Annotated in this window: 24 protein-coding genes; 14 read left to right on the plus strand and 10 right to left on the minus strand. The window is 74.3% G+C overall.

The window, feature by feature from the left end; translation table 11 throughout:
- The first annotated feature begins 8 nt into the window (after positions 1 to 8).
- From F1C76_09180 to F1C76_09195, 4 genes are all read left to right on the plus strand, one after another.
- Positions 9 to 1,727, plus strand: coding sequence for an ATP-dependent DNA helicase RecQ (locus F1C76_09180; protein ID QNG36743.1), 1,719 nt, complete (start codon positions 9 to 11; stop codon positions 1,725 to 1,727).
- A gap of 362 nt (positions 1,728 to 2,089) precedes the next feature.
- A complete protein-coding gene (locus tag F1C76_09185; protein ID QNG36744.1) occupies positions 2,090 to 2,902 on the plus strand; it encodes a hypothetical protein in 813 nt (270 codons plus the stop codon).
- Between the two features lie 142 nt (positions 2,903 to 3,044).
- A complete protein-coding gene (locus tag F1C76_09190; GenBank protein ID QNG36745.1) occupies positions 3,045 to 3,722 on the plus strand; it encodes a response regulator transcription factor in 678 nt (225 codons plus the stop codon).
- Positions 3,723 to 3,770: 48 nt separating this feature from the next.
- On the plus strand, positions 3,771 to 4,982 hold the full coding sequence (locus tag F1C76_09195; protein QNG36746.1) for an acyl-CoA dehydrogenase: 1,212 nt from the start codon (positions 3,771 to 3,773) through the stop codon (positions 4,980 to 4,982).
- Positions 4,983 to 5,082: 100 nt separating this feature from the next.
- Here F1C76_09195 and F1C76_09200 read toward each other — a convergent pair whose 3' ends face one another.
- From F1C76_09200 to F1C76_09215, 4 genes are all read right to left on the minus strand, one after another.
- Entirely contained in the window at positions 5,083 to 5,286 is a 204-nt protein-coding gene (locus F1C76_09200) for a hypothetical protein (GenBank protein ID QNG36747.1), read from the minus strand.
- Between the two features lie 96 nt (positions 5,287 to 5,382).
- A complete protein-coding gene (locus F1C76_09205) occupies positions 5,383 to 5,583 on the minus strand; it encodes a hypothetical protein (GenBank protein QNG36748.1) in 201 nt (66 codons plus the stop codon).
- 60 nt (positions 5,584 to 5,643) lie between these two features.
- The gene (locus F1C76_09210; GenBank protein QNG36749.1) at positions 5,644 to 6,789 is read right to left on the minus strand and encodes a xylose isomerase; all 1,146 of its coding nucleotides are present in this window, start codon (positions 6,787 to 6,789) and stop codon (positions 5,644 to 5,646) included.
- On the minus strand, positions 6,786 to 8,021 hold the full coding sequence (locus F1C76_09215) for an ROK family transcriptional regulator (GenBank protein QNG36750.1): 1,236 nt from the start codon (positions 8,019 to 8,021) through the stop codon (positions 6,786 to 6,788). The genes F1C76_09210 and F1C76_09215 overlap by 4 nt, the downstream gene beginning before the upstream one ends.
- A 59-nt stretch (positions 8,022 to 8,080) precedes the next feature.
- On the opposite strand from F1C76_09215, the gene xylB reads away from it, so the two are divergent.
- Complete coding sequence (xylB, locus tag F1C76_09220; protein QNG36751.1) at positions 8,081 to 9,466, plus strand: xylulokinase; 1,386 nt, start codon at positions 8,081 to 8,083, stop codon at positions 9,464 to 9,466.
- Between the two features lie 18 nt (positions 9,467 to 9,484).
- Here xylB and F1C76_09225 read toward each other — a convergent pair whose 3' ends face one another.
- The gene (locus tag F1C76_09225; protein QNG36752.1) at positions 9,485 to 11,053 is read right to left on the minus strand and encodes an aldehyde dehydrogenase; all 1,569 of its coding nucleotides are present in this window, start codon (positions 11,051 to 11,053) and stop codon (positions 9,485 to 9,487) included.
- Between F1C76_09225 and F1C76_09230 the strand changes: the two genes are divergently transcribed.
- The gene (locus F1C76_09230; GenBank protein ID QNG36753.1) at positions 11,052 to 12,350 is read left to right on the plus strand and encodes an FAD-binding protein; all 1,299 of its coding nucleotides are present in this window, start codon (positions 11,052 to 11,054) and stop codon (positions 12,348 to 12,350) included. The two genes, F1C76_09225 and F1C76_09230, sit on opposite strands and share 2 nt — an antisense overlap.
- Before the next feature lie 55 nt (positions 12,351 to 12,405).
- Positions 12,406 to 12,711, plus strand: coding sequence for a PTS lactose transporter subunit IIB (locus tag F1C76_09235; GenBank protein QNG39126.1), 306 nt, complete (start codon positions 12,406 to 12,408; stop codon positions 12,709 to 12,711).
- Between the two features lie 7 nt (positions 12,712 to 12,718).
- On the opposite strand, the gene F1C76_09240 is transcribed toward F1C76_09235, so the two are convergent.
- The 3 genes from F1C76_09240 to F1C76_09250 form a co-directional block, all read right to left on the minus strand.
- Positions 12,719 to 13,030 (minus strand): hypothetical protein, encoded by a 312-nt coding sequence (locus tag F1C76_09240; protein QNG36754.1) that lies wholly within the window; start codon positions 13,028 to 13,030, stop codon positions 12,719 to 12,721.
- Between the two features lie 130 nt (positions 13,031 to 13,160).
- Positions 13,161 to 14,711, minus strand: a complete 1,551-nt coding sequence (locus tag F1C76_09245; protein ID QNG39127.1) for a LytR family transcriptional regulator — start codon at positions 14,709 to 14,711, stop codon at positions 13,161 to 13,163.
- Between the two features lie 423 nt (positions 14,712 to 15,134).
- Positions 15,135 to 15,614: a GNAT family N-acetyltransferase gene (locus F1C76_09250; GenBank protein ID QNG39128.1), complete on the minus strand. Its 480-nt coding sequence runs from the start codon at positions 15,612 to 15,614 to the stop codon at positions 15,135 to 15,137.
- Between the two features lie 187 nt (positions 15,615 to 15,801).
- Here F1C76_09250 and F1C76_09255 point away from each other — a divergent pair, with 187 nt between their 5' ends.
- The 7 genes from F1C76_09255 (at position 15,802) to yaaA (ending at position 23,403) form a co-directional block, all read left to right on the plus strand.
- Complete coding sequence (locus F1C76_09255; protein QNG36755.1) at positions 15,802 to 16,764, plus strand: acyl-ACP desaturase; 963 nt, start codon at positions 15,802 to 15,804, stop codon at positions 16,762 to 16,764.
- A gap of 77 nt (positions 16,765 to 16,841) precedes the next feature.
- Positions 16,842 to 17,639 (plus strand): exodeoxyribonuclease III, encoded by a 798-nt coding sequence (gene xth / locus F1C76_09260; GenBank protein ID QNG36756.1) that lies wholly within the window; start codon positions 16,842 to 16,844, stop codon positions 17,637 to 17,639.
- 68 nt (positions 17,640 to 17,707) lie between these two features.
- Positions 17,708 to 18,475 (plus strand): SDR family oxidoreductase, encoded by a 768-nt coding sequence (locus F1C76_09265; GenBank protein ID QNG36757.1) that lies wholly within the window; start codon positions 17,708 to 17,710, stop codon positions 18,473 to 18,475.
- A gap of 167 nt (positions 18,476 to 18,642) precedes the next feature.
- Entirely contained in the window at positions 18,643 to 19,860 is a 1,218-nt protein-coding gene (locus F1C76_09270; GenBank protein QNG36758.1) for a DUF222 domain-containing protein, read from the plus strand.
- Between the two features lie 237 nt (positions 19,861 to 20,097).
- Positions 20,098 to 21,180, plus strand: coding sequence for a radical SAM protein (locus F1C76_09275; protein ID QNG36759.1), 1,083 nt, complete (start codon positions 20,098 to 20,100; stop codon positions 21,178 to 21,180).
- A gap of 52 nt (positions 21,181 to 21,232) precedes the next feature.
- Positions 21,233 to 22,648 (plus strand): ATP-binding protein, encoded by a 1,416-nt coding sequence (locus tag F1C76_09280; GenBank protein QNG36760.1) that lies wholly within the window; start codon positions 21,233 to 21,235, stop codon positions 22,646 to 22,648.
- A gap of 11 nt (positions 22,649 to 22,659) precedes the next feature.
- Entirely contained in the window at positions 22,660 to 23,403 is a 744-nt protein-coding gene (yaaA, locus tag F1C76_09285) for a peroxide stress protein YaaA (GenBank protein ID QNG36761.1), read from the plus strand.
- Between the two features lie 4 nt (positions 23,404 to 23,407).
- Here the strand turns inward: yaaA and F1C76_09290 are convergent, their stop codons facing one another.
- Together F1C76_09290 and F1C76_09295 are read right to left on the minus strand one after the other, a co-directional pair.
- Positions 23,408 to 24,448: an NAD(P)-dependent alcohol dehydrogenase gene (locus F1C76_09290; protein QNG36762.1), complete on the minus strand. Its 1,041-nt coding sequence runs from the start codon at positions 24,446 to 24,448 to the stop codon at positions 23,408 to 23,410.
- 114 nt (positions 24,449 to 24,562) lie between these two features.
- Positions 24,563 to 25,051 carry an N-acetyltransferase family protein gene (locus tag F1C76_09295; GenBank protein ID QNG36763.1) on the minus strand — a complete coding sequence of 163 codons (489 nt, stop codon included), beginning with the start codon at positions 25,049 to 25,051 and terminating at the stop codon, positions 24,563 to 24,565.
- Positions 25,052 to 25,064 lie beyond the last annotated feature (13 nt).

A 25,064-nucleotide genomic window follows, 5' to 3' on the forward strand; every position in this document is an offset into this window, starting at 1 on the left:
AGGGTCGGGTGACCAGCGCCAGCGTCGTTTCCTCCAGCCGGACCGCCGACCGCCCCACCGCCGGGGCCACCGCCTCGGTCCGTACCCGGCGGATCCGGCAGAGCGCCCGTGAACTGCTCGCCGTCGACCCCCTCGCCTTCCGGCCGGGTCAGGAGGAGGCCCTGCAGGCGGTCTGCGCCGGCCGGGACACCCTGGCCGTGCTGCCCAGCGGGGCGGGCAAGTCGCTGGTCTACACGGTGGCCGGCGAGCTGCTGGACGGGCCGGTGGTCGTCGTCTCGCCGCTGATCGCCCTCCAGCGCGACCAGGTCCAGCGCCTGCAGGCCCTCGGGCTCACCGCTGCCCTGCTGAACTCCGCCGAGTCGGCGGCCGACCAGCAGGCCGCCCTGGACGGTCTGCGTGACGGGACGGTCCGCTTCCTCTTCCTCGCCCCCGAGCAGCTCTCCCGGGCCCAGGTCGTGGCGGCGTTGGCGGCCACCGCGCCGGCGCTGCTCGTCGTCGACGAGGCGCACTGCGTGTCGGCGTGGGGCCACGACTTCCGGCCGGACTACCTGCGGGTGGGAGCCGTGGTCGAGCAGCTGGGCTCCCCCACCGTGCTGGCGTTGACCGCCACCGCCTCTCCCCCGGTGCGCAGCGAGATCGTCGAGCGGCTGCGGATGAGCGACCCGGACGTCGTGGTGGCCGGGTTCGACCGTCCCGAGATCGCCATCGAGGTCGAGCACCACGCCGACGCCGACCGCAAGACCGCCGCGCTGCTCGACCGGGCGGTCGTCGAGGCCGGGCGCGGGGTCGGCATCGTCTACAGCGCCACCCGGGCCGGCACCGTCGAGCTCGCCGAGGCCCTGGTCGAGCGTGGTCTGCGGTGCCGGAGCTACCACGCGGGGCTGCGCAAGGCCGAGCGCGAGGACGTGCAGCGGGCGTTCATGGCCGACGAGCTGGACGTCGTCGTGGCCACCACGGCGTTCGGGATGGGCATCGACAAGCCCGACGTCCGGTTCGTGCTGCACGCCGAGCCCGCCGACTCGGTGGACAGCTGGTACCAGGAGATCGGCCGGGCCGGCCGGGACGGCGAGCCCGCCGTCGCCGTGCTGTTCTTCCGCCAGGAGGACCTCGGGCTGCGCCGGTTCTTCGCCGCCGGCGTGCCCGCCGAGGAGGACCTGCAGCACGTGGCCGGCCTGGTGCGGGCCGGTGCCGCCGCCGGGGTGCAGGTCGACGTCGCGGCCCTGCGCGAGGAGACCCACCGGGGAGCCAGCCCGGTCACCCGCGACCTGAACCTGCTCGAGCAGGTGGGCGCGGTCGTGCTCGCCGACGACGGCACGGTCACCCCGGCCCCCGACGGCCCGGCACCCGGCGCCGCGGCCACCGCGGCCCGGCAGGCCGCCGAGCACCACCAGCGGGTGGACGCCTCCCGGGTGGAGATGATGCGCGGGCTGGCCGACACCACCGGCTGCCGCCGCCAGCACCTGCTGGGCTACTTCGGCGAGGAGCTCGCCGAGCCGTGCGGGAACTGCGACACCTGCCGGTCGGGCTCGGCGGCCGCCGTCCCGCCCCCGGCCCGGGACGGCGACTTCCCCGTGGACAGCGCGGTGGAGCACAGCGAGTGGGGTCCCGGCGTGGTGATGCGCGAGGAGGGCGACCGGATCGTCGTCCTGTTCGAGCAGGCCGGGTACCGCACCCTGGCGACCGCCGCGGTGCGCGACCACCAGCTGCTGCGGCTGCGCGCGGCCTGAACCCCCGGGCAGCCGGACCCGGCGCGCACCGCGGTGCCGCGCCGGATCCGGGCCCGTCCCGGGGCGGTCCCCCGACCCTCCCGGGACGACGGCCGACCAGGTCCCCCGACCCACGGTCGTCCGCCGGCGCTGAGCGTCCGCGAGACCGTCGGACTCCGGTAGTCCCCCGCAGGTGGTACAGCCCCGGTCGTCACCCTGCGTGCCGGGCGGGGCGTGGGAACGGTCCCGACCTCACGGTCCGTGGCCACCCGGACACGCCATGGGGCACCGGCACCGACCCGCGCCGGAAAGGGCCCCGCGCGGCCCGGGCGTGGGCCACCATCTGCGCACCGGCGCAGGGGGCGCCGACGGGGCGGGGTGGCATGACGCGCGGGGAGCAGCAGGTCGACACGGGGGACGGCGGCGACCCGTTCGTCCGGCAGGTGGTGTGGCTGGTCGACCGCGCCGGCGGCAAGGAGTCCCTCGCCCGCGCCACCGGCAACCGGGTCAGCGTGCGCACCCTGGACAACTGGGTGCGGGGCACCTATCCGCGGGCCGCCGTGACCGGGGCCGTGCGGGACCTCGACGCGTGGGCCCGGGCCCACGCCGAGGGCTACCCCGCTGCGGCCGGCGCGCCCCGGCTCGTGGAGTCCTGCGGCCCGGACCGCACCCCGGCCGCCATCCCGCCCGCCCCGGAGCAGCCACCGGTCCCCTCGCGGTCCCGCTGGACACCCCTGGCCCTGGTCGGCGGTGCCGCCGCGATCGTGGTGCTCACCGCGGCCGTGACCGTGCCCGTGACGCTGGCCGTCGCCACCGGCGACCCGGCGGTCGACCCGGTGCAGGCCGCCCAGGTCGAACCGGCCCCGACCGCGGTCCCCGTCGTCGGCGTGCTGCCCAGCCAGGGCGACGGCCGGCTCTACGAGGAGACCACCGGGAGCATCGGCGCGAACACCTTCTCCGACCCCCGCGCGCTCACCGACAACGCCCTGGGCATCCCGGCCGACACCACGGTGGTCGTCCGCTGCCGGTACTACTCCCCGGTCCTGCCCAGCGTGGTGCCCGACGGGTTCTGGTACCTGGTCGACAGCGAGGAGTGGGCCGGTCGGTGGTCGCCGTCCAACTCGTTCATGAACGGCGACGTGCCGGGCGGGGAGACCCTGCACAACACCGACTTCGACGTCCCGGTCTGTCGCTGACCGGCCGCGCGCAGAACGGCGCAGAACCGCGAATGCGCTGCTCAGCAGCATGGCCGGTGGAGGCGGCGCCGCGACGCTGTACCCCTGCCAGGTGACCGGTCCTGGGCAGGGACGGCCCACGGGCCGGACGGGGGTGGGACGGGTGCAGCCAGCACGGCAGACGACGGAGGACGTCCGGGTGGCGGTGGTCAGCGACCACGGCGTGGTCGCAGCCGGGATGACCGCCTGGCTGGAGGACGGCCCCGGCTCGGGTGGGACGACCGTGGTCGCCGAGGCGACCACGGTGGCGCAGCTGCTGACCGCCCGGCCGGAGGGGCCGCCCGTCGACGTCGTCCTGCTGGACCTGCTGCTCGCCGACCGGTCGCGCCCCGCGGACAACGTCGCCGCGCTGGTCGCCACCGGCGTCGGAGTGCTGGTGTTCAGCCTCGACGGCGACCTGCGGCGGGTCACCGAGGCGGTGCGGGCCGGGGCGGCCGGGCACCTGCCACCCGGGGTGGGGCCCGCCGTGGTCCGGGAGGCCGTCACCGCGGTCGCGGCCGGCGGGCACGTCCTCGACGACGAGCTGCGCCGGGCGGTGGCCGAGCTGGCCGGCCGCCGGCCCGACCTCTCCCCCCGCCAGCAGGACGTGCTGGTCGGCTACACCAGCAGCGCCACCAAGCTGCCCACCGTCGCCCGTGGACTGGACATGCGACCGGAGACGCTGAAGACGCACCTGCGGCGGATCAAGGAGAAGTACGCCGCCGTCGGGCGGCCGGCGCACACCCGGCTGGACCTCTACCGGCGCGCCCGGGAGGACGGCTACCTGGATCCGTCGGCCTGAGGACCGACCCGGCTGCGACCCCCGTCACCGTGCGGATACCGTCCGACCATGGACTTCGCTCTCTCCGCCACCGCCGAGGACGTCACCGGCCGGATGTGGGACTTCATGCGCGAGCACGTCTTCCCCGCCGAGGCGACCTACCACGCCTGGCGCCGCGAGCGCGGCCACGACGACCACGCCCTGCCCCCGGTGATCGAGGAGCTCAAGGCCGAGGCGAAGAGGCGCGGGCTGTGGAACCTCTTCCACCACGAGCTCGCCGGGCTGACCAACCTGGAGTACGCCTCGGTCGCCGAGATCACCGGCTGGTCGCCGGTGCTGGCCCCCGAGGCGATCAACTGCGGGGCGCCGGACACCGGCAACATGGAGACCCTGATGCTGTTCGGCACCCCCGAGCACAAGCAGCAGTGGCTCGAGCCGCTGCTGGCCGGGGAGATCCGCTCGGGCTTCGCGATGACCGAGCCCGACGTCGCGTCCTCCGACGCCCGCAACATCCAGACCTCGATCGTCCGCGACGGCGACGAGTACGTGATCAACGGCCGCAAGTGGTGGATCACCGGCTCGGCCGACGAGCGCTGTGCCGTGTTCATCGTGATGGGCAAGACCGACCCCGACGGCCCCCCGCACCAGCAGCAGTCGATGATCCTGGTGCCCCGCGACACCCCGGGGCTGGAGATCGTCCGGCACCTGCCGGTCTTCGGCTACCAGGACCAGCACGGGCACTCGGAGCTGCAGTTCACCGACGTCCGGGTGCCGGTGTCCAACATCCTCTCCGGCGAGGGCGATGGCTTCATGATCGCCCAGGCGCGCCTGGGCCCCGGCCGCATCCACCACTGCATGCGCGCGATCGGCATGGCCGAGCGGGCGCTGGCGCTGATGGTGAAGCGGGCCAACGAGCGGGTCGCGTTCGGCAAGCCGCTGGCCGAGCAGGGCACCGTGCGCGCCGACATCGCCCGCTCCCGCATCGAGATCGACCAGGCCCGGCTGCTGGTCCTGAAGACCGCCGATCTCATCGACAAGTTCGGGGCCAAGGGCGCCCGCACCGAGATCGCGGCGATCAAGGTCAGCGCCCCCGAGGTGTGCCTGGCCGTCATCGACCGGGCCATCCAGCTGCACGGCGGCGCCGGCGTCAGCGACGACACCCCGCTCGCGGAGTTCTACGCCCACGCCCGCACGCTGCGCATCGTCGACGGCCCCGACGCGGTGCACATCCGCTCGGTCGCCCGCGAGGAGCTCGCCCGGGAACGCCCCTACGCGGGCTGACCCACCCCGCTCCCGGCGTCGATCAGCTCCGACGACCGGCGTGCGTCCTGCGCCACCGACGTCGGTGGCGCAGGACGCACGTCGGTGGCGGAGGACGGGCCTACATCGCCAGGTTGCCGCCGATGGCGCCGCCGGCGAGGTGGCCCAGCAGGGTCTGCTGGTCGAGTCCGATCCCGGCGAGGGCGTCGCCGTCCCGGTCGGTGTCCAGCGTGTCGGGGAGCCCGGCGGCGTCCAGCCGGTCGGCGGTGTCGTTGTCGCCCTGGGTGTGCAGCAGCTGGCTGAGCTTGGTGCGGTCGATCTCCACGGGAGCCCCCCTCGTCACGCGGCGACGACCGGTCGGCCGGCGTCCACGGCCGAGGTGGTGCCCGTCACACCCGGGGGTAAACGGGGTTGTCGCTGATCACGCCACCCGGGAGCGCTTGACCAGGAAGCCGCCGACGCCGGCGGCGATGAGCGCGACGACGAGCTGGGCGATGCCGACGGCGCTGCGGTCGCTGCCGAACCAGGTGGGGCTGGAGAGCGCCAGCACGACTGCGACCCCGAGCAGGAAGTACCCGATCAGGCGCTCACGACGGGCGTTCCGGGTGGGTGGGGTCGTCATGGCCCCACCTTATGGAGTGCCACGGACGCGGGGACCGCGCCGTGGCACTCCACAAGACGGTCAGCGGACGCCGAGGAGGTGGTCCATGGCGAGCTGGTCCAGGCGCTCGAAGTGGCAGCCGCGGGCGGCCATCGCCTCGACGTCGAAGGACTCCGCGCGGACGGTCGCCAGGGTCTCCCCCGCGGCCAGCGTGGACTGCGACAGCTCGGCGACGCGGGAGGCGGCCAGTGCCTCCTGCACCTCGGGGTCGGCCCGGAACGCCGCGGCCTTCTCCTTCAGCGCGAGGTAGTTGGCCATGCAGCCGCGGGCGGACTCCCAGACGCCGTCGGCGTCCTCGGTGCGCGGGGGCTTGAAGTCGAAGTGCAGGTAGCCGTCGTAGCCACCCTGCTCCAGGGCGTCGACGGTCCAGAACGCCCCGCGCAGGTTGCCCGCGCCGAAGCGCAGGTCCTGGTCGTAGCGCGGGCCGTGCTGGCCGTTGAGGTCGACGTGGAAGAGCTTGCCGTGCCACATGGCCTGGCTGATGCCGGCAGCGAAGTTCAGCCCGGCCATCTCCTCGTGCCCGACCTCGGGGTTGAGCCCGACCATCTCGCTGTGGTCCAGCTCGTTGATCAGCGCCAGGGCGTGGCCGATCGTGGGCAGCAGGATGTCCCCGCGGGGCTCGTTCGGCTTGGGCTCGATCGCGAAGCGCATGTCGTAGCCCTGCTCGATCGCGTACGCGCAGAGGGTGTCCATGCCCTCCTTGTAGCGCTCGAGGGCGGCGCCGATGTCCTTGGCGGCTCCGGACTCGGCGCCCTCGCGGCCACCCCAGAACACGTAGGTGGTGGCACCCAGCTCGGCGGCCAGGTCGATGTTGCGGGCGGCCTTGGCCAGGGCGTAGCGACGGACCTCTCGGTCGTTGCTGGTGAAGGCGCCGTCCTTGAACACGGCGTGCCCGAACAGGTTCGTGGTGGCCATCTCCACGCCCATGCCGGTCTCGGTCAGGGCGTCCTTGAAGCGGGCCAGCACCGCGTCGCGGGTCGCGTCGTCGGGCACCAGGTCGTCGTCGTGGAAGGTGACGGCGGCGGCGCCGAGCTCGGCGAGGCGGTGCACGGCCTCGACCGGGTCCATCGGCGGGCGGACGGCGCCACCGAAGACGTCGACGCCCTGCCAGCCGACGGTCCACAGACCGAAGGAGAAGCGGTCGGCGGGGGTGGGGGTGCGGGTCATGCGTGGGCCTCCTGGGCTGTGCGGACGGGGACGGTCGTGGGATCGGAGAACACCGGCTGCAGCGCGACGTGCGCGCCACCCCGGACGGCGGCGGTGAAGCCGAGCGTGGACAGCGCCACCCGGGAGGGCCCGGGCACGCGCTGGGCCAGCGCGGCGGTCAGGGGCTCGAGCAGGAACTCGCCGAGGACGGCGAAGTACCCCCCGAGGACGACGACGGCCGGGTCGAGCAGGGCGACCAGCACGGCCGCGCCCACCCCGAGCCCGGTGCCGATGTCGGCCAGCGCCGCGAGCGTGCGGGCGTCGCCGGCCCGGGCGCGGGCGAGCAGCTCGGCGAGGCGGTCCTCGAGGTCGCGGCCGGCGTCGCGCAGCGGGTCGCCGGGGTCGGCGGCGGCGCGCAGCAGCGCGGCCAGGCCGACGACGGTCTCCCAGCACCCGGTCCGGCCGCAGCCGCAGGGCGCGTCGCCGGGGGTGAGCGCGAGGTGGCCGACCTCGCCGGCCAGTCCGGTGGACCCGCGCAGCAGCCGCCCGCCGGTCACCACGCCACCGCCGACGCCGACCTCACCGGTCAGGTAGACCAGGTCGGGCACCCCGGCGTGCGGGCCGACGGCGGTCTCGGCCAGTGCGGACAGGTCGGCGTCGTTGGCGACGGTGACCGGCAGCTCCCACGCAGCGAACCCGGCGGCGACGTCCACGCCGACCCACCGGGGCAGGTTGGGGGCCGCCGCCACGACGGTGCCCTGCACCTGGCCGGGGACGGCGACGGTGATCCCGACCGCGGTCGCGTCCTGGTCCGCCTGTGCCTCGGCCACCATCGCCGAGGCCCGGGCCAGCACGTCGGCGGGGTCCAGGGCCGGGACGTCGAGGGCCAGCCGGCTCTGCCAGCGGACGGCGCCGGTCGGGTCGAGGGCCAGGACGGCGAGGTAGTCCACGTTGACCTCGACGCCGAGGCCGCAGACCCCGCGCCCGTCGAGCTCCACGAGCATGCCGGGCCGCCCGACCGAGCCCGGACGCTGCAGCTCGCCCTCCGCGGCCAGCCCGCGCTCGACCAGCTCGCCGACCAGGCTGGAGACGGTGGCCTTGGTCAGCCCGGTCTCGGTGGCCAGCCGGGCACGGCTGCGCGGGCCGTCGGCGCGCAGGCGGTCGAGCACGGCGGCGAGGTTGGCGCGGCGCACCTGTCCCTGCGTCTGCACCACACCCCCTGGCCCAGGAACCGCGGTTCCCGGGATCGCCATTCGTTCGGTCGCTGCACTATTGTCTGCGTCACGCTCGTCCGTCAACCCAGGAGGTCCCCGTGCCGCTCGTCGCCGGCGTCGACAGCTCGACCCAGGCCTGCAAGGTCGTCGTCCGCGACGCCGACACCGGGGACCTGGTGCGCGAGGGCCGGGCGGCCCACCCCGCCGGCACCGAGGTCGACCCGCGGGCCTGGGAGACGGCGCTGCACGAGGCGCTGGCCGCAGCGGGCGGACTGGACGACGTCGAGGCGCTGAGCGTGGGCGGGCAGCAGCACGGGATGGTCTGCCTGGACGAGACCGGTGAGGTGGTCCGCCCGGCCCTGCTGTGGAACGACGTCCGCTCCGCCGACGCCGCGGCCGACCTGGTCACCGAGCTGGACGGCGGCCAGGCCTGGGCCGACGCCGTCGGCGTGGTCCCGGTGGCCTCGTTCACGGTGAGCAAGCTGCGCTGGCTGGCCGACGCCGAGCCCGCGAACGCCGACCGCACGGCCGCCGTCTGCCTGCCCCACGACTGGCTGACCTGGCGGCTGGCCGGCGCGGCCGGGCTGGAGACGCTCACCACCGACCGCTCGGACGCCAGCGGCACCGGGTACTGGTCGGCGGCGACGGGGGAGTACCGCACCGACCTGCTGGCCCGGGCGCTGCGCGGGCGGACGCCGGTGCTGCCGCGGGTGGCCGGCCCGGCCGAGGTGGTCGGCCGGCACGGGGGAGTGGCCCTGGGCGCCGGGGCCGGGGACAACGCGGCCGCGGCGCTGGGCCTGGGCGCCCGCGCGGGCGACGTCGTCGTCTCGATCGGGACGTCGGGGGTGGTCTCGGCGGTGTCCGACGCCGCGGCGGCCGACCCCAGCGGCATCGTGGCCGGGTTCGCCGACGCGACCGGCCGGCACTTGCCGCTGGTCTGCACGCTGAACGCGGCCCGGGTGCTGGACGCTGCGGCCGCGATGCTGCGCGTGTCGCTGGACGAGCTCGCCGAGCTGGCGCTGCAGGCCCCGGCCGGCGCCGATGGCCTGGTGCTGGTGCCCTACCTGGAGGGGGAGCGGACGCCGGACCTGCCGCACGCCACCGGCTCGGTGCACGGTCTGACGCTGCGCACCTCGACCCCGGCGCACTGGGCGCGGGCCGCCGTGGAGGGCCTGCTCTGCGGACTCGCCGACGGGATCGAGGCACTGGCCGGTCAGGGCGCGGCGGTGGAGCGGGTGCTGCTGGTCGGTGGGGGAGCGCGCTCCCGGGCGGTGCAGGAGATCGCCCCCGCGGTGTTCGGCCGGCCGGTGCTCGTGCCCGAGCCGGGGGAGGCCGTCGCCGACGGCGCCGCCCGGCAGGCCGCGTGGGCGCTGACCGGGCAGCTCCCCGACTGGGCCGCCGCCGGGACCCGGCTGGTCGAGGCCGAGCCGACGCCGGCGGTGCGGGAGCGCTACGCGCAGGTGCGGGGCCGCACCGACCGGTGAGCGCCCCCCGCCGGGCGCTCAGATCGAGGCGGGGTACCGGGAGTGCTCCGGGAAGTTGCCGTAGAGGAGCTCGTTCTCCGGGCCCTGGGTGACGGCCTGGACCAGCAGCTCGCCGCCGACGAAGCAACCCAGCCAGGAGGCACCGCGGCCGCCGAACGCCTCCTGGCGGTCGCCGCGGGAGCGGGGCTTGTTGATGCCGATCTTGAACGCCTGCACCTCGCGGGCCAGGCGGCGGGCGAGGGTCTCGTCGTCGCAGGCGATCGAGGCGACCAGCGCACCGTTGGAGGCGTTCATCTGGGCCAGCAGCTCGGCCTCGCTGTCGACCACGACGATGGTGTCCACCGGCCCGAAGGGCTCGGAGTGCATCAGCGCGCTCGCGCCGCCGGGGGACAGCAGCGCCGCGGGAGCCACGTAGGCCGAGGTGTCCTGGCCGGTGATGAACCGGCCGTCGGCCAGGGACCCTCGCCAGAGCGGGACGGCGCCCCGGTGCAGGCTGTCTGCGACCCGGTCGCGCAGCTCGGTGGCCTTGCCGGCGCTGATCACCGGGCCGAAGTCCAGCACCGGCAGCTCGTCGTCGTCGTGCTCCACGGCCAGCGGGTGCCCGAACCGCAGCGACTGCACGACCGGCAGGTAGGTGGCCAGGAACCGGTCGACGAGCTCGCGCTGGACGACGTAGCGCGGGTAGGCGGTGCAGCGCTGCTTGCCGTACTCGAAGCCCTTCTTCAGGTGCGCGGCGAGGCCGTCCCAGTCGGAGAACTCCCAGATGCCCCAGGCGTTGAGCCCCTCCTGCTCGAGCATGTGCCGCTTGCCGGTGTCCAACAGCCCCGCGGCCACCTTGCCGCCGTTCGACCGGCCGCCGACGAAGGCCAGCGCACCGATCTCCGGGGAGCGCACGAGCACGCTGGACAGCTCGGCGCCGCCGCCGGACAGCAGCGTGACCGGCAGGCCCTCGCGGGCCATCAGCGCGTGGGCGAGGGTCAGGCAGGTCGCCCCGCCCTGGGACGGGGTCTTCGCGATGACCGCGTTGCCCGCCAGCAGCTGCACCAGCTCCGCGTGCACCAGCACCGACATCGGGTAGTTCCAGCTCGCGATGTTGGAGACCGGGCCGTCCAGCGGGGTGCGGTCGCCGAGCATCGCGTCGATCTCCTCGACGTACCAGCGGACGCCGTCCAGGGCCCGGTCGACGTCGGCGCAGGCCAGCTTCCACGGCTTGCCGATCTCCCAGGCCAGCAGCAGCGCCAGGTCGTCCCGGGCGTCGGCCATCGCCTCCACCGCCGCGGTGACCCGCGCCTTCCGCTCCGCCACGGGGGTCTGCGCCCACTCCCGGTGCGCGGCGGCCGAGGCGAGCACCGCGTGCTGGGCCTCACCGGCCGACACCCGGGGCAACCCGGTCAGCCGCGACCCGTCGACCGGGGACAGCAGCGGCTCGGGGTCCCCGATCGGCCGCCACGTGCCGTCCACCAGGTTGTGCAGCCGGTCGGCACCGAAGGCCTCGGGCGTGCGGGCGGCGGCGCGGCCCAGGACCGAGGACCACTCCGTCCCGGGCTTGACGTGCAGGGAGGTGGGCCGCGACGTCGGGGCTGTCATGGGCGCACCCTGCCAGTCCGACGCCGTCGGACACCAGGGCGACCCCTCGCCTACCGTCGGTGCCGTGGAGACCGACTGGGCAGGCACGTACGTCTTCCGGGCCCCGGTGGTCCGGCCCACCGACGTCGAGGCGGTGCGGACGGCGGTCCGGGAGGCCACCCACGTGCGCGCGCTGGGCACCCGGCACACGTTCAACGGCCTGGCCGAGAGCCCGGGCGTCCTGCTGGACCTGACGGCGCTGCCCGACGACGTGCAGGTCCGTGACGACGGCACCGTCTCGGTCACCGCCGAAACGACGTACGGCGCGCTGGCCCGCGAGCTGCACAGGCACGGCCGGGGCCTGCACAACCTGGGCTCGCTGCCGCACATCTCGGTGGGCGGGGCGGTGGCCACCGGCACGCACGGGTCGGGGGACGCCCTCGGCGTGCTGGCCACCGCCGTGCGGGAGGTCGAGCTGGTGGACGCCGACGGCGAGCTGCGCACGGTCCGCCGGGACGACGCCGACGGCGCCGGCCTGCTGGTCGCGCTGGGCTCGGTGGGCGTCGTCGTCCGGCTCGTGCTGGAGACCCAGCCGACCTACGAGGTGCGCCAGGACGTCTACCGCGACCTGTCGCTGGCCGCGGTGGTCGAGGACCCGGCGGCGGTGACCGGTGCGGGCACCAGCGTCAGCGTCTTCACCCGCTGGGACGGCCGGGCCGACGCGTGGGTGAAGACCCGGCTGCCCGCGGACGTCCCCGACACCCTGCTCGGCGCCCGGCGCGACCCGGTCTCCCGGGACGGCATCACCGACGAGATCCAGGGCAACGTGACCGAGCAGGGCGGTGCACCGGGGCCGTGGCACGAGCGGCTGCCGCACTTCCGGCACGACGCCACGCCCAGCAACGGCGACGAGATCCAGTCCGAGTTCTTCGTCGACCGGGCCGACGCGGGCGCCGCGATCGCCGCCGTCGCCGCGCTCGGCGACCGGATCCGCGAGCACCTGGTGGTCAGCGAGCTGCGCACCGTCGCCGGCGACGAGCTGTGGCTGTCCGCCGCGCACGGCCGGGACTCCCTGGCGGTGCACTTCACCTGGCGCAAGACGGCGGCCGCCCGGGACGACGCGCTGCCGCTGGTCGAAGACGCGCTGCGCGAGTTCCGGGCCCGCCCGCACTGGGGCAAGGCGCACCACCTGGGCGCGGCCGAGCTGGAGCGGGTGGTGCCGCGGCTGGCCGAGGCCCGTGCGCTGTTCGACCGGTGGGACCCCCGCGGGGTGTTCAGCTCACCCGGACTGGTCGGGCTGGGCGTCAGGTCGTCATGACGACCGGGTAGTGTGAGCGTTAACACTTTCTTTGATCTTGGAGTTCGCACCCCTCATGCCGAGCATCGACGGCGCCGCCGTCCGCAAGCTGGTCATCGCCTGTGACGCCGGGATGGCGAGCAGCGTGCTGATGAGCTCCCAGCTGCGCAAGCACCTGTCCCCCCGCGTGGTCGTCTCGCACAGCCCGGTCGATGCCCTGCCGGCCGACGCCGACGTCGTCCTGACCCACGGCAAGCTCGCCGAGCGCGTCCGGCTGGCCGCCGGCGACCGCCCCGTCGTCGCCTACGACCTGCTCGTCGGCGACCCCGCGGTCGACGGCCTGGTCCGGGCCATCCGCGAGGGCCAGCAGATCGAGGCCTGAGCCCCGCTCAGTCCGTCCGGTGCCGCCCTGCGGGAGCGGCAGCGGTGTCCGCCGACCGCGGGGCGGGCACGGCCGGTCGTCCGGCCTGCGCCTCGCGCTGGAGCCAGCGCCACCGGCCGGTGGTGGTCAGGTGCGCGGTCAGTCCCGCGGCGTCCCGCGCGGCCAGTGCCGCGTCGGTGAGCGCGAACTCCCCGGTCCGTGGCCCCCGGGCGTCCACCCGTCCCGCGGCGCGTGCGGCCAGCCGCCGCTCCCGGCGGGTGGGCAGGTCGGCCGGGTCGATCGGCCTGGGCAGTCCTGCGTGGTCCTGGTCGGCGGTCATCGCGGTCGGTCCTCACGGCTCGGCACCGGGACGGTGGGGCGTCCCGTCGCGACCGTGGCACAGGTCCCTGCACGGTGCGTGACCGTCCCGGGGGGCCGTCACCAGTGGTGATCGGCCGGCGACGCCGGGTTCAGCCGTTGCGGGTCGGAGGCTCGCCGGCGTCCAGCGCGGCCTGCGCGGCCGCCGGGTCGTAGGCGCACGCGTCGCTGACGTCGTCCACCGGCGCCTCCTCGGTCGGCGCGGCCGACGTCGGCGGCGCAGAGGTCGTCGTCCCCGGTGCCGTCGTCGGCGCGGGGCTGGGTGCCGGTGCGGTGCCCAGGGCCTGCTGGACGAGCAGCCGGATGGCGTCGTAGTCCGGGTAGGCCGGGCTGATCACGGTGTCGTCGAAGACCACCGACCGGATGCCGGCGTCCTTGACCAGGAAGGCCAGGTCGACGAAGTCGTCGAGCACGCTCTGCGGGATGTCGGTGCTGACGATGTCGGAGGTCGTCGCCGCCAGCTGTTGGTAGCGGGTGAGCAGGGTGACCGGGTCGGCCCGGGCCACGATCGCGTCCAGCACGCAGCGCTGGCGGTCCATCCGCTGGTAGTCCGAGAGACCGAACCGTCCGCGGGCGTAGTCCAGGGCGCGCGGACCGCTCATCGTCTGGTCCGGCCCGGGGGCGATGTAGCTGTCGGGGAGGATGCCCAGGCTCGGTTCGCCGCCGACCGGCACGTAGTAGTTGACGTTGACGGTGATGCCGCCCAGGGCGTCGACCAGCTGGCTGAACCCGTCGAGGTTGACCAGCACGTAGAAGTCGATGGGCAGGCCCAGGGCCTCGCCGACGCCCAGCTTGAGCCAGTCGGCGCCGGGATTGTCGCTGGGGACGCCGAGCGCGTCGGGGTAGAGCGCGGGGCCGTTGCGGTAGACGGCGTTGAGCAGGCTCTCGCTCTCGCTGCCGGCGTCGAAGCCGTCGGGGAACAGCTCACCCAGCGGGCTGTCGGCCGGGAAGGGCAGGTCCTCGAGGTTGCGCGGCAGGCTGAACAGCGTCGTCGCGCCGGTGGCCGTCTCGATGCTGGCCACGATCACGGTGTCGGTGCGCACGCCCTCCCGGCCGTCCCCGCCGTCCCCGCCGAGCAGCAGGACGTTGACCCGCTCCTGGTCGCCGAACGGGTTCACCGGGTCCGCCGGCTCGACCACCGTGGCGCTCTCGCCGTCGGCGAAGACGGTGTCGACCAGGTCGCGCTGGGCACCGGCGAGCTGGACGACGGTCACCGCGGGCACCGCGACGGCCGCGGCCAGCAGCAGGACCAGGGCCGCGCCGACGCCCTGCCGGACCCCGTCGGTGCGCCGGGGGAGCAGCAGCCGGTAGCCCAGCACCACGACGGTGATCCAGAGCGCGGCCAGCACCCCGACGCCGATCATCACCCCCAGCAGCAGGCCCGGGTCTACGGCGGCCCGGACGGCGGTGCGCTGCCCGGCGGTGGCCAGCCACAGCAGCCCGGCGAGCAGCAGCACGAACACGGTGAGGACGACGGCGCCGGACTTCTTCCACCCGGCGGCGAGCAGTGCGCTGCCCGGCACCAGGGCGCCCAGGACGGTCAGGCCGGCGGCCCGGCCGAAGGTGGAGGCGGTGCGGGTGCGCGACCCGCTGCGCTCGTCCCGGTCGTGGTGGTCGTCCGGCTCGTCGCCGAGCTCGTCCACGGCGTCCCGGTCACGGGGCTGCGGCGACCAGGAGCCGGCCCGGCCGGTGCGGTCCGTGCGGTCGGCGTCCGGGCTCGGCGGGGGAGGGGCCTGCTCCGCGGGCGGACCGGCCTCGGGGGTCAGGCCGGCGGCGGCGCGGGCGCGGGCGGCGGCCTGCGGGTCGGCGGAGCGGTCGGCCCGGCGGCTGCGTCGTCCGGGCGCGGTGTCGGGGCCCTCGACCGACGGGGTGGACCCGGGAGGTCGGGTGGGCACCGGCGGAGGGGGCCGCATCCGGTCCAGGTCGTCCGGGGAGATGCGCGCGGTCCGGTCGTCGGGCTGGTCGTCGCGGGTGCTCACGCCCGACCCACCCGACTCGTCACGGCGTCATGATCGCATCGACACCTGTGACCTGGGGTGCACCCTGCCGCGCACCACCCTCCCGGGTCAGGCGGGACCGCCGAGCGCCTCGACGTCGAGCTCGAAGTGGACGGTCTGCAGCTCGGCCCCGGCGTGTCGCTCGTCGAGCACCTCGCGCACCGGCATCGACCGCCAGAAGGCCTCCGCCCCGGCGACGGCGGTGTCGGTGTGCAGGCAGACGGTCGACCAGCCACCGTCGGTCACCGCCCAGCGCGCCGCCGCGACGACGAGGGCCCGGGCGGCACCCCGCCGACGGTGTTCGGCGAGCACCCAGACCCGGGCCAGCTGCGCCACGGACCGCCCGGCGTACCGGTCCACGAGCACCTGGGGGGAGCGCGGTCCGCCCGCCTTGACCGCCGTGGTGCCCAGCAGCGTGCCGTCGCCGTCCTCGGCCACGAAGAGCGCGTGACCCGGGGTGTGCAGGTAGGCGGTGGCGGGATCGGCGACGTCGGCGTGCCACTCGGGGCGGAACCCGTAGCCGAGGTCCTCGGCGAGCACCCGGTACATCAGGGTGCGGACGGCGTCGACGTCGGTCGGGACGGCGGCCCGGACCCGGACGGCGGTGGGGGTGCTTGTTGCGAACATCAGGCAACAGAGTGGCACAGGCGTGAGCACGCTCGCTGCGGGGAACCCCCGGACAGGGCCGCCGATCCGCGTAGGTTCGACCCAGACAGCCCCACCCCGGAGGTGCACCGTGCCCGAGACACCCACCACTGCCGCCCTGCTGCAGGAGCTGGAGCCGGTCGTCGAGGAGAACCTCAACCGGCACGAGAAGATGGCCCAGGAGTGGCACCCGCACGACTACGTGCCGTGGTCCGAGGGTCGGGACTTCGCCTTCCTCGGTGGCGAGGACTGGGCGCCGGAGCAGTCGCGACTGGACGAGACCGCCAAGGCCGCGATGATCACCAACCTGCTCACCGAGGACAACCTCCCCAGCTACCACCGCGAGATCGCGACCCGGTTCAGCCGGGACGGCGCCTGGGGCACCTGGGTGGGCCGCTGGACCGCCGAGGAGAACCGGCACGGCATCGCCATCCGCGACTACCTCGTCGTCACCCGCGGGGTCGACCCGGTCGAGCTCGAGCGCGCCCGGATGGACTACATGACCTCCGGCTACGACTCCGGGGACAAGACACCGCTGGAGGCCGTCGCGTACGTGTCCTTCCAGGAGCTGGCGACCCGCGTCAGCCACCGCAACACCGGCAAGGCCACCGGCGACCCGATCGCCGACCAGATGCTCGCCCGGATCGCCAAGGACGAGAACCTGCACATGGTCTTCTACCGGAACATCGTCGGTGCGGCGCTGGACATCGCCCCCGACGAGACCATGCGGGCGATCGCGAACGAGGTGATCAACTTCGAGATGCCCGGTGCCACGATGGCCGGCTTCCGGAAGAACTCCACCATCATCGCCAAGGCCGGCATCTACGACCTGCGCCTGCACCACGACGACGTCGTCGCCCCGATCCTGCGCCACTGGAAGGTCTTCGAGCGCTCCGGCTTCGGCCCCGAGGGCGAGAAGGCCCGCGAGGAGCTGGCGCTGTTCATGAGCGGCCTCGACGCCCAGGCCACCAAGTTCGTGGAGTCCCGGCAGCGGATGCGCGACCGGCTGCAGGCGCGGCAGGACAGCCAGATCGCGCCCCTCGCCCAGGCCTGATGAGGCCTGCCTCCAGGGGCCCCCGGCAGGCGGAGCCTGTCGTGGGGAGGAGGCAGGTCCTTCTCTAAGGTCGGGGGGTGCGCCTGGCGACCTGGAACGTGAACTCGATCCGCACCCGCGTCGACCGGGTGGTGGGGTTCCTCGAGCGCAGCGACGTCGACGTCCTGGCACTGCAGGAGACCAAGTGCCGGGACGACCAGTTCCCCTCGGCGGCGTTCGAGGCGCTGGGCTACGAGGTCGCGCACGTCGGGCTGAACCAGTGGAACGGCGTGGCGCTGCTGTCCCGGGTGGGGCTGGACGACGTGCAGGTCGGGTTCGAGGGTGTGCCGTCCTGGTCGTCGAAGGAGGGTGTGGAGCCCGCCCAGGAGGCCCGCGCGATCGGGGCCACCTGCGGCGGGGTGCGGGTGCTCTCGCTGTACGTGCCCAACGGCCGGCAGCTGGGCGACCCGCACCTGGCCTACAAGCTCGAGTGGCTCGAGGCGCTGCGGGCCGACGCCGCGGGCTGGCTGGTTACCGACCCCGACGCGCAGGTGGCGCTGGTGGGGGACTGGAACATCGCCCCGCAGGACGACGACGTGTGGGACATTGGCGTCTTCGCCCACTCCACCCACGTCTCCCCGCCCGAGCGGGCGGCCTTCGCCGCGATCGTCGACGCCGGGTATGCCGACGTCGTCCGGCCGTACACCCCCGGCGAGTACACGTACTGGGACTACACGCAGCTGCGCTTCCCCCGCCGGGAGGGCATGCGGATCGACTTCGCGCTGTGCTCTCCGGCCCTGGCCGCCCGGGTCACCGGGGCCTCGATCGACCGCCAGGAGCGCAAGGGGAAGGGCGCCAGCGACCACGCCCCGGTGGTCGTCGAACTGGCCGACTGACCAGTCAACAGAGGCGTTGAGCCGGGTGTAGCGTCCGCGGCCTCAGTCGGAACCCCCCGGAGGTCATCGTGGACGTCAACTCCTTCTCCCTCGCCGGTCAGGTCGCTCTCGTGACGGGCGCCGCCGGCGGCATCGGGGCCCGCGTCGCCCTCGGCCTGGCCGAGTTCGGGGCCGCCGTGGGCGTGCTGGACGTCGAGGGCTCGGACCTGCAGGCGACGGCGGACTCGATCGCCGCGGTCGGCGGGCGGGCCCACGTGGTCGCCGCCGACGTGACCGACGGCGACGCCCTCACCGCGGCGGTCGCCGAGGTGGAGTCCACGCTCGGCCCGTTGCAGCTCGCGGTGAACGCGGCCGGCATCAACAACCAGATCCCCGCCGAGGACATGGCCCGCCCGGACTGGCAGCGGCTGCTGAACATCAACCTCAGCGGCGTCTTCCTGTCCTGCCAGGCCGAGGGCCGCGCCATGCTCGCCCGCGGCGGCGGCAGCATCGTCAACATCGGCTCGGTCTCGGCCCACATCGCCAACCGCGGCCTGGACCAGGTGCACTACAACGCCTCCAAGGCCGGCGTGCTGCAGCTGACCAAGTCCCTGGCGCTGGAGTGGGCCACCGAGGGCGTGCGCGTCAACTCCGTCAGCCCCGGCTACACCGCCACCCCGATGGCCCTGAGCCCGCAGGTCTGGCCGCTGGTGGAGGGCCTGCAGAAGGACATCCCGATGCAGCGCCTGGCCCAGACCGAGGAGCTCGTCGGCCCCATCGTGTTCCTGCTCAGCGGTGCCGCCTCCTACGTGACCGGCGTCGACCTGCTCGTGGACGGCGGCGCGGTCGCCTGGTGAGCGCGGCGGCTGCCCTCGAGCCGGCAGGGACACAGGAGCCAAGGACGGCGACCCGTCAAGAGCCGTCGCAGATCTGTGGACAGGCCGCTGAGCTGGGGATACAGGTGTCGTCAGACCGCTCATCGCGGTAGGCTTCGAACACCTGATCGAACAGCCTGGGAGGTGTCGTGAGCGAGCTACAGTCCGCCATCGACGCCCTCTCGGCCGACGACCTGCATGCCCTGGTCGACGGTCAGCTGGTCGACCGGACCGCCGAGCTCGTGCAGTCGATCAACCGGCTGAACGCCGAGCTGGTGCGCACCGTGCGGCACGCCGACGTGGTCGACGCCGCCGAGCACGACGGGCTGAAGACGATGGCGTCGCTGCTGCGCGGCCACCACCACTGGTCGGCTGGTGCCGCCTCGGCGGTCGTGAAGGCGGGCCGCGTGCTGGAGCACCTGCCGCGCCTGGAGGCGGCGTTCGCGGAGGGCTCGGTGACTGCGGCCCAGGTGGGTGTCGTGGCCGACGCGCTGCGGCCGTGTGACATCGCCGCGGCCGCCGAGCAGGACATCGACCTCGACGCCTTCGACAAGGCCTGGACCGAGGTCGCCCGGACGCTGCCGCACGCGAAGCTCGCGACGGCGGTGAACGCGTTCCGCAACGCCCTGGACCCGGACGGCCCGGAGCCGGACCCGACCGAGGAGCGTCGGTTCACGATGACCCGGCATGCCGACGGCTCCGGGTCCGGGCGGTTCGACCTCGATGCCGTGGGGTTCGAGAAGGTCCAGGCCGTCATCGAGTCGATGGTGCAGGCCGACAGGCCTCTCGGGGACCTGCGGAACCGGGCCCATCAGCAGGCCGATGCGCTGGTGCAGTGGGCCGACAACACCCTGGCCGCCGGCGACCTGCCGTTCCTGCGGACGGTCAAGCCGCAGGTGATGGTCACGATCGACCTCGAGGACCTCATGGACCCCGCCACCGGACACGACACCGCCACCACTGGCTTCGGCGCCACGATCAGCGCGGCCCGGGCCCGGTGGATCGCCTGCGACTCCGCGGTCACCCGGATCGTGATGGGCCCCGACGGGGTGCCACTCGACGTGGGCCGCACCAAGCGGGTCGTGCCCCCGAAGATCCGCCGGGCCGTGGAGCAACGCGACGGGCACTGCGTGTTCGCCGGCTGCCACGCCCCCACCCACTGGTGCGACGTCCACCATCTCGCTGAGTGGCTCCGCGACGACGGGGACACCTCGCTGGAGAACTCGGCACTGCTGTGCGAACGCCACCACACCAAGGTCCACCACGGGTTCCGCGTCGACCGTGACGACGGGGCGCCACCCGGTGAGCGCTGGCGCACGTACCGCCCCGATGGCACCGAGATCGTCCTGGACCGCCTGCTCGGCTGAGCCCGCGCTGGGCGTCGCTACGGTCGCGTGATGGACGTCGTCACGTGTCCCGAGGACGGCGACGCGGTCGTGGTCGTCGCCGTCCGACCGCCGAGCGGCCACCCACTGGTCCGGTGTCCGCGGTGCGGACGCCGGTACGAGCTGGTCGGCGGCACGCTGCGGCCCATCGGGCCGACGTGACGGATCGGTCCCCGTAGCAGGGAAGCAGACCCCCACCCAGCGGGGTTTCCGCTGGTGATGACCACAGCTCCGGCACCCACCCGCGCGTGGACGCCCTCCCGTGTGTTCGTGACCCGCTCCCCCGCCGCCCTCCCGTACGGCCGGCAGGTGCTGGAGCGGGTCCGCGCCGCCGGGGTGCCCGACGTCCAGGTGCTCTCCGGGGACCGGCTGCCCAACCTGCGGGGGGACGGCGACCGCGCCGCGTTCATGGCCGCCAAGGACACGATGGCCGTCGTGGTGGGCGCGCCGTCCAAGCGGAAGCTGCAGCCCATCCCGCCGTCCGCGGACTGGCGCTTCGACCTCGCCGAGGGCTGCCCCGCGCACTGCCAGTACTGCTACCTCGCCGGGTCGCTCACCGGCCCGCCCATCACCCGGGTGTTCGCCGACCTGCCCGACGTCCTCGCCTCGCTCGACGGCTACGTCGGCCGCGGCGAGGTCACCTCCGGCACCCTCGAGCGCGGTCACGAGGGGACGACGTTCGAGGCCTCCTGCTACACCGACCCGCTGGCCATCGAGCACCTCACCGGCGGGCTGGCCACGGCCATCGAGCACTTCGGCACGCACGCCTGGAGCGGGCCGACCCAGCTGCGCGCCACCACCAAGTTCGACGACGTAGGCCCACTGCTGGACCTCCCGCACCACGGCCGCACCCGGCTGCGCTTCTCGGTCAACGCCGCCACCGTCGCCCGCCGGTTCGAGGGCGCCACCTCACCGGTGCCCGCCCGGATCGCCGCACTGGGCCGGGTCGCCGAGGCCGGCTACCCGGTGGGCCTCACCGTCGCACCGATCATGCCGGTGGGGGACTGGCGCACCGAGTACGGCGAGCTGTTCGACGCCGTGGCCGCCGTCCTGCCGCGGGGCGCCGACCTGACCGTCGAGTGCATCACCCACCGGTTCACCCCGAACTCCAAGGCCACGCTCACCGACTGGTACCCACGCACCAAGCTCGAGATGGACAAGGACCTGCGCACCCAGAAGCGCGGCAAGTTCGGCGCCGTCAAGCACGTCTACCCCAAGGACGTCATGACCGAGCTGCGCACCTGGTTCACCGACGCCGTGGACGCCCGACTCCCCGGGGCCCGGTTCCTGTACTGGACCTGACCTGCGAGAACTCCGGTGACGGAACGGTCCGGGGCCGCTAGCGTGGCCGGGGATGACCACTGCACCGCTGCCCGACCGTCCGTTCGACGTCCCCGCCTTCGCCCGGCAGGTCCAGGAGTTCCTGACCTGGGTGCACGAGACCGGCAGCAGCCGCCGTGACGGCGCGGTCACCGGACGGCTGCTCGCCCACCTCGGACGCAGCGCCGACGAGGAGACCCGCCCGCCCGTCGTGGCCCGGGAGCTGCCGCCCTTCGAGCAGGTCAACCTGCAGCTGGCCCTGGAGGCCTGGGTGCAGGCCGAGGGCCGCAGCGTCGAGGTCCTCGGCTGGTCGGTGCCGCTGCACCACCAGAGCCCCGACCTCGGTCAGCTGCTCACCGGGGAGAACCTGCCGTACCTGCGCCCCGGGGTGCCCGAGCTCGTCGACCTGCCCTCGGGCCCGGGCCGGACCACCGGCGTCTGGCGCACCGCCGCACTGCTGGTCCGGGACCACCGGGGCGACCACGTGGTCCTGGTCCGCGGACCCGAGCGGCACCAGGAGCCCACGCTGACCGTGGAGGTCGCGGGCCTGCCCGCCGAGACCGCCCAGCAGGTGCTCGGTGAGCTCGACGCCCTGCGCAGCGAGCGCAACGTCTACCGCGGCCAGGTGCTCGAGCTCCGTCCGGCGATGGGCGGGTTCGTCGTCGACTTCCCGGTGCTGCCCCGCACCGAGCGCGCCGACGTCGTGCTGCCCGACGCCGTCCTGGAGCGGGTCGAGCGGCACAGCATCGGCATCGCCACCCAGCGCGAGGCACTGCGGGCCGCCGGCCAGCACCTCAAGCGCGGCCTGCTGCTCTACGGCCCGCCCGGCACCGGCAAGACGCACACCACCCGCTACGTCGTCCAGCACGTGCCGGGTGCCACGGTGCTGCTGCTGTCCGGGCGCTCGCTGCACCTCGTCGGCACCGTGACCCAGCTGGCCCGGGACCTGGAGCCGGCCGTCGTCGTGCTGGAGGACGTCGACCTGGTCGCCGAGGACCGCGGACACCAGATGGGCCCGCAGCCGGTGCTGTTCGAGCTGCTGGACGCCATGGACGGGGCGGCCAGCGACGCCGACCTGCTCTTCCTGCTGACCACCAACCGCGCCGAGGCCCTGGAGCACGCACTGGCCGCCCGGCCCGGCCGGGTCGACGTCGCGGTCGAGATCGGGCTGCCGGACGCCGACGCCCGGCGCCGGTTGCTGGCGGTCTACAGCCGCGGCTCGGGGCTGCAGGCCGGGCCCGCCGACGTCAACGCGGTGGTGGCAGGCACCGAGGGCGTGACAGCCTCCTTCATCAAGGAGCTGGTCCGGCGCACGGTGCTGGAGGCCCTGCTCGAGGGTGCACCCGGCGGCGCGGTCACCGGGGTGCACCTGCGCCGCGCGCTGGCCGACCTGCTGGACAGCACGCAGGGCGTCACCCGGGCGCTGCTGGGGGTGTCCGCCGAGCCGTAACCTGGCTCCTCGTGCTCGTGCTGCTGCCCCCGTCGGAGACCAAGCACCCCGGCGGGGACGGCCCCCCGCTCGACCTGGCCGCGCTGAGCCACCCCGAGTTGGACCCGGTGCGCGAGCAGCTGCTGACCCGGATCGAGACGCTGGCCGCCGACGTCCCGGCGTCGCGGAAGGCGCTGGGGGTGAGCGCGAAGCAGGACGCCGAGATCGCCCGCAACGTCGTCGTCCGCACCGCTCCCACGATGCCGGCGCTGGACCGGTACACCGGGGTGCTCTACGACGCCCTCGACGTCCGGTCGCTGACGCGCGGACAGCGGGCGAGGGCCGACCGGCGGCTGGCGGTGGGCTCGGCGCTGTTCGGGTTGGTGCACGGCGGGGAGCCGATCCCGGCCTACCGGCTCTCGGCCGGGTCGCAGCTGCCCGGGGCGCCCACCCTGCGCGCACTGTGGAAGCCGGTGCTGGGCCCGGTGCTGGCCGGCACCGACGAGCTCGTGGTGGACCTGAGGTCAGGCGGCTACGCCGACCTGGCTCCGGTCGCGGGGGCGGTCACCGTGACCGTGCTGAGCGCGCGGGCCGACGGGACGCGCTCGGTGGTGAGCCACTTCAACAAGGCCCACAAGGGCCGCATCGCCCGGCTCCTGGCGCTCACGAGCGCGGAGCCGGGCGACGTCGTCCGGCTGCGCGCGCTGCTGCGCCGCTCCGGGTTGCACGTGGAACACGACGGCGGGGACGACCTCGTGCTCGTCGTCCCCGCCTAGTCGATCAGAGCCGCGCGGTGTCGATCACGAAGCGGTAGCGGACGTCGGAGCCGACGACGCGCTCGTAGGCCTCGTCGATCTCGTCGCCGCCGATGACCTCGACCTCGGCGCCCAGGTGGTGCTCGGCGCAGAAGTCCAGCATCTCCTGGGTCTCGCGGATGCCACCGATCTTGGAACCGGCGAGCGAGCGGCGGTTGGTGATGAGCGAGAACGCGGCCTCGGTCATCGGCTGCTCGGGGGCGCCGACCTCGACCAGGGTGCCGTTGACCCGGAGCATGCCCAGGTAGGCGTCGAGGTCCAGGGTGGCCGAGACGGTGTTGACGATCAGGTCGAACTGACCGGCCAGCTTCTCGAAGGTCTCCGGCTCGCTGGTGGCGTAGTAGTGCTCGGCCCCGAAGCGCAGCCCGTCCTCCTGCTTCTTCAGCGACTGGGAGAGCACGGTGACCTCGGCGCCCAGGGCTGCCGCGATCTTGACGCCCATGTGGCCGAGGCCGCCGAGGCCGACGATGGCGACCTTCTTGCCCGGGCCCGCACCCCAGTGCTTGAGCGGGGAGTACAGCGTGATGCCGGCGCACAGCAGCGGCGCGGCCTGCTCGAGGGAGATGCCCTCGGGGATGCCGAGCACGTAGTTCTCGTCGACGACGATCTGCTCGGAGTAGCCACCGTCGGTGGGCTTGCCGTCCTGCATGCCGCCGTAGGTGCCGGTCTCGCCCTTGAGGCAGTACTGCTCCTCGCCGGCCTTGCAGTTCTCGCACTCGCGGCAGGAGTCGATGAAGCAGCCGACGCCGACCCGGTCGCCGACCTTGTACTTGGTGACCTCGGCGCCGACCTCGGCCACCGTGCCGGCGATCTCGTGGCCGGGCACCAGCGGGTAGTTCGCGGCACCCCACTCGTCGCGCGCGGTGTGGATGTCGGAGTGGCAGATGCCGGCGAAGGCGATCTCGATGCGGACGTCGTTCGGGCGGACGTCGCGGCGCTCGATGGTGGTGCGCTCGAACGAGCCGTGGGCAGAGGCGGTGGACCGGGCGGTCACGGTGGTGGGCACGTGTGTCTCCTCGGTTCTCAGTACGGGGGAGCGCCGGGATCCGGGGACCCAGCAGCGCTCACCCCACCTACCCGGGGACGGATGGATTGCACACGATGCATGTGGGGAGCTGCGTCACAGTGCCCTCTCGAACCAGGCGATGTCGACGTAGCGGCCGAACTTCCGACCGGTCTCGCTGAACGTGCCGACGTGCTGGAAGCCGAACGACCGGTGCAGCGCCTCCGACGCCGGGTTCGGCTGGGCGACGACGGCCAGCACCCGGTGCACGTCCTCCTCGGCGAGCCGGGTGAACAGCTCGGCGTACAGCGCCCGGCCCAGCCCCCGGCCCACGGCGTCCGGGGCCAGGTAGACGCTGCTCTCCACCGTGGTGTCGTAGGCAGCCCGGGGACGGAACGAGCTGCTGGACGCGAACCCGACGACCGTGCCGTCGACCTCGGCGACCAGCGCCTGGTGGCGGCCCCCGGGGTGCTGGGCCAGCCAGAGCAACCGGTCGGCAGCCGTCGGGGGGACGACGTCGAACGTGGCCACCGAGTGCAGCACGTGGTGGTCGTAGACGGCGCTGATGGCGGTGGCGTCGGCCTCGGTGGCAGGGCGCACGGTCATCGGAGAAGTCTCT

This window comes from Geodermatophilaceae bacterium NBWT11, from assembly GCA_014218215.1.
GTDB lineage: Bacteria > Actinomycetota > Actinomycetes > Mycobacteriales > Geodermatophilaceae > Klenkia.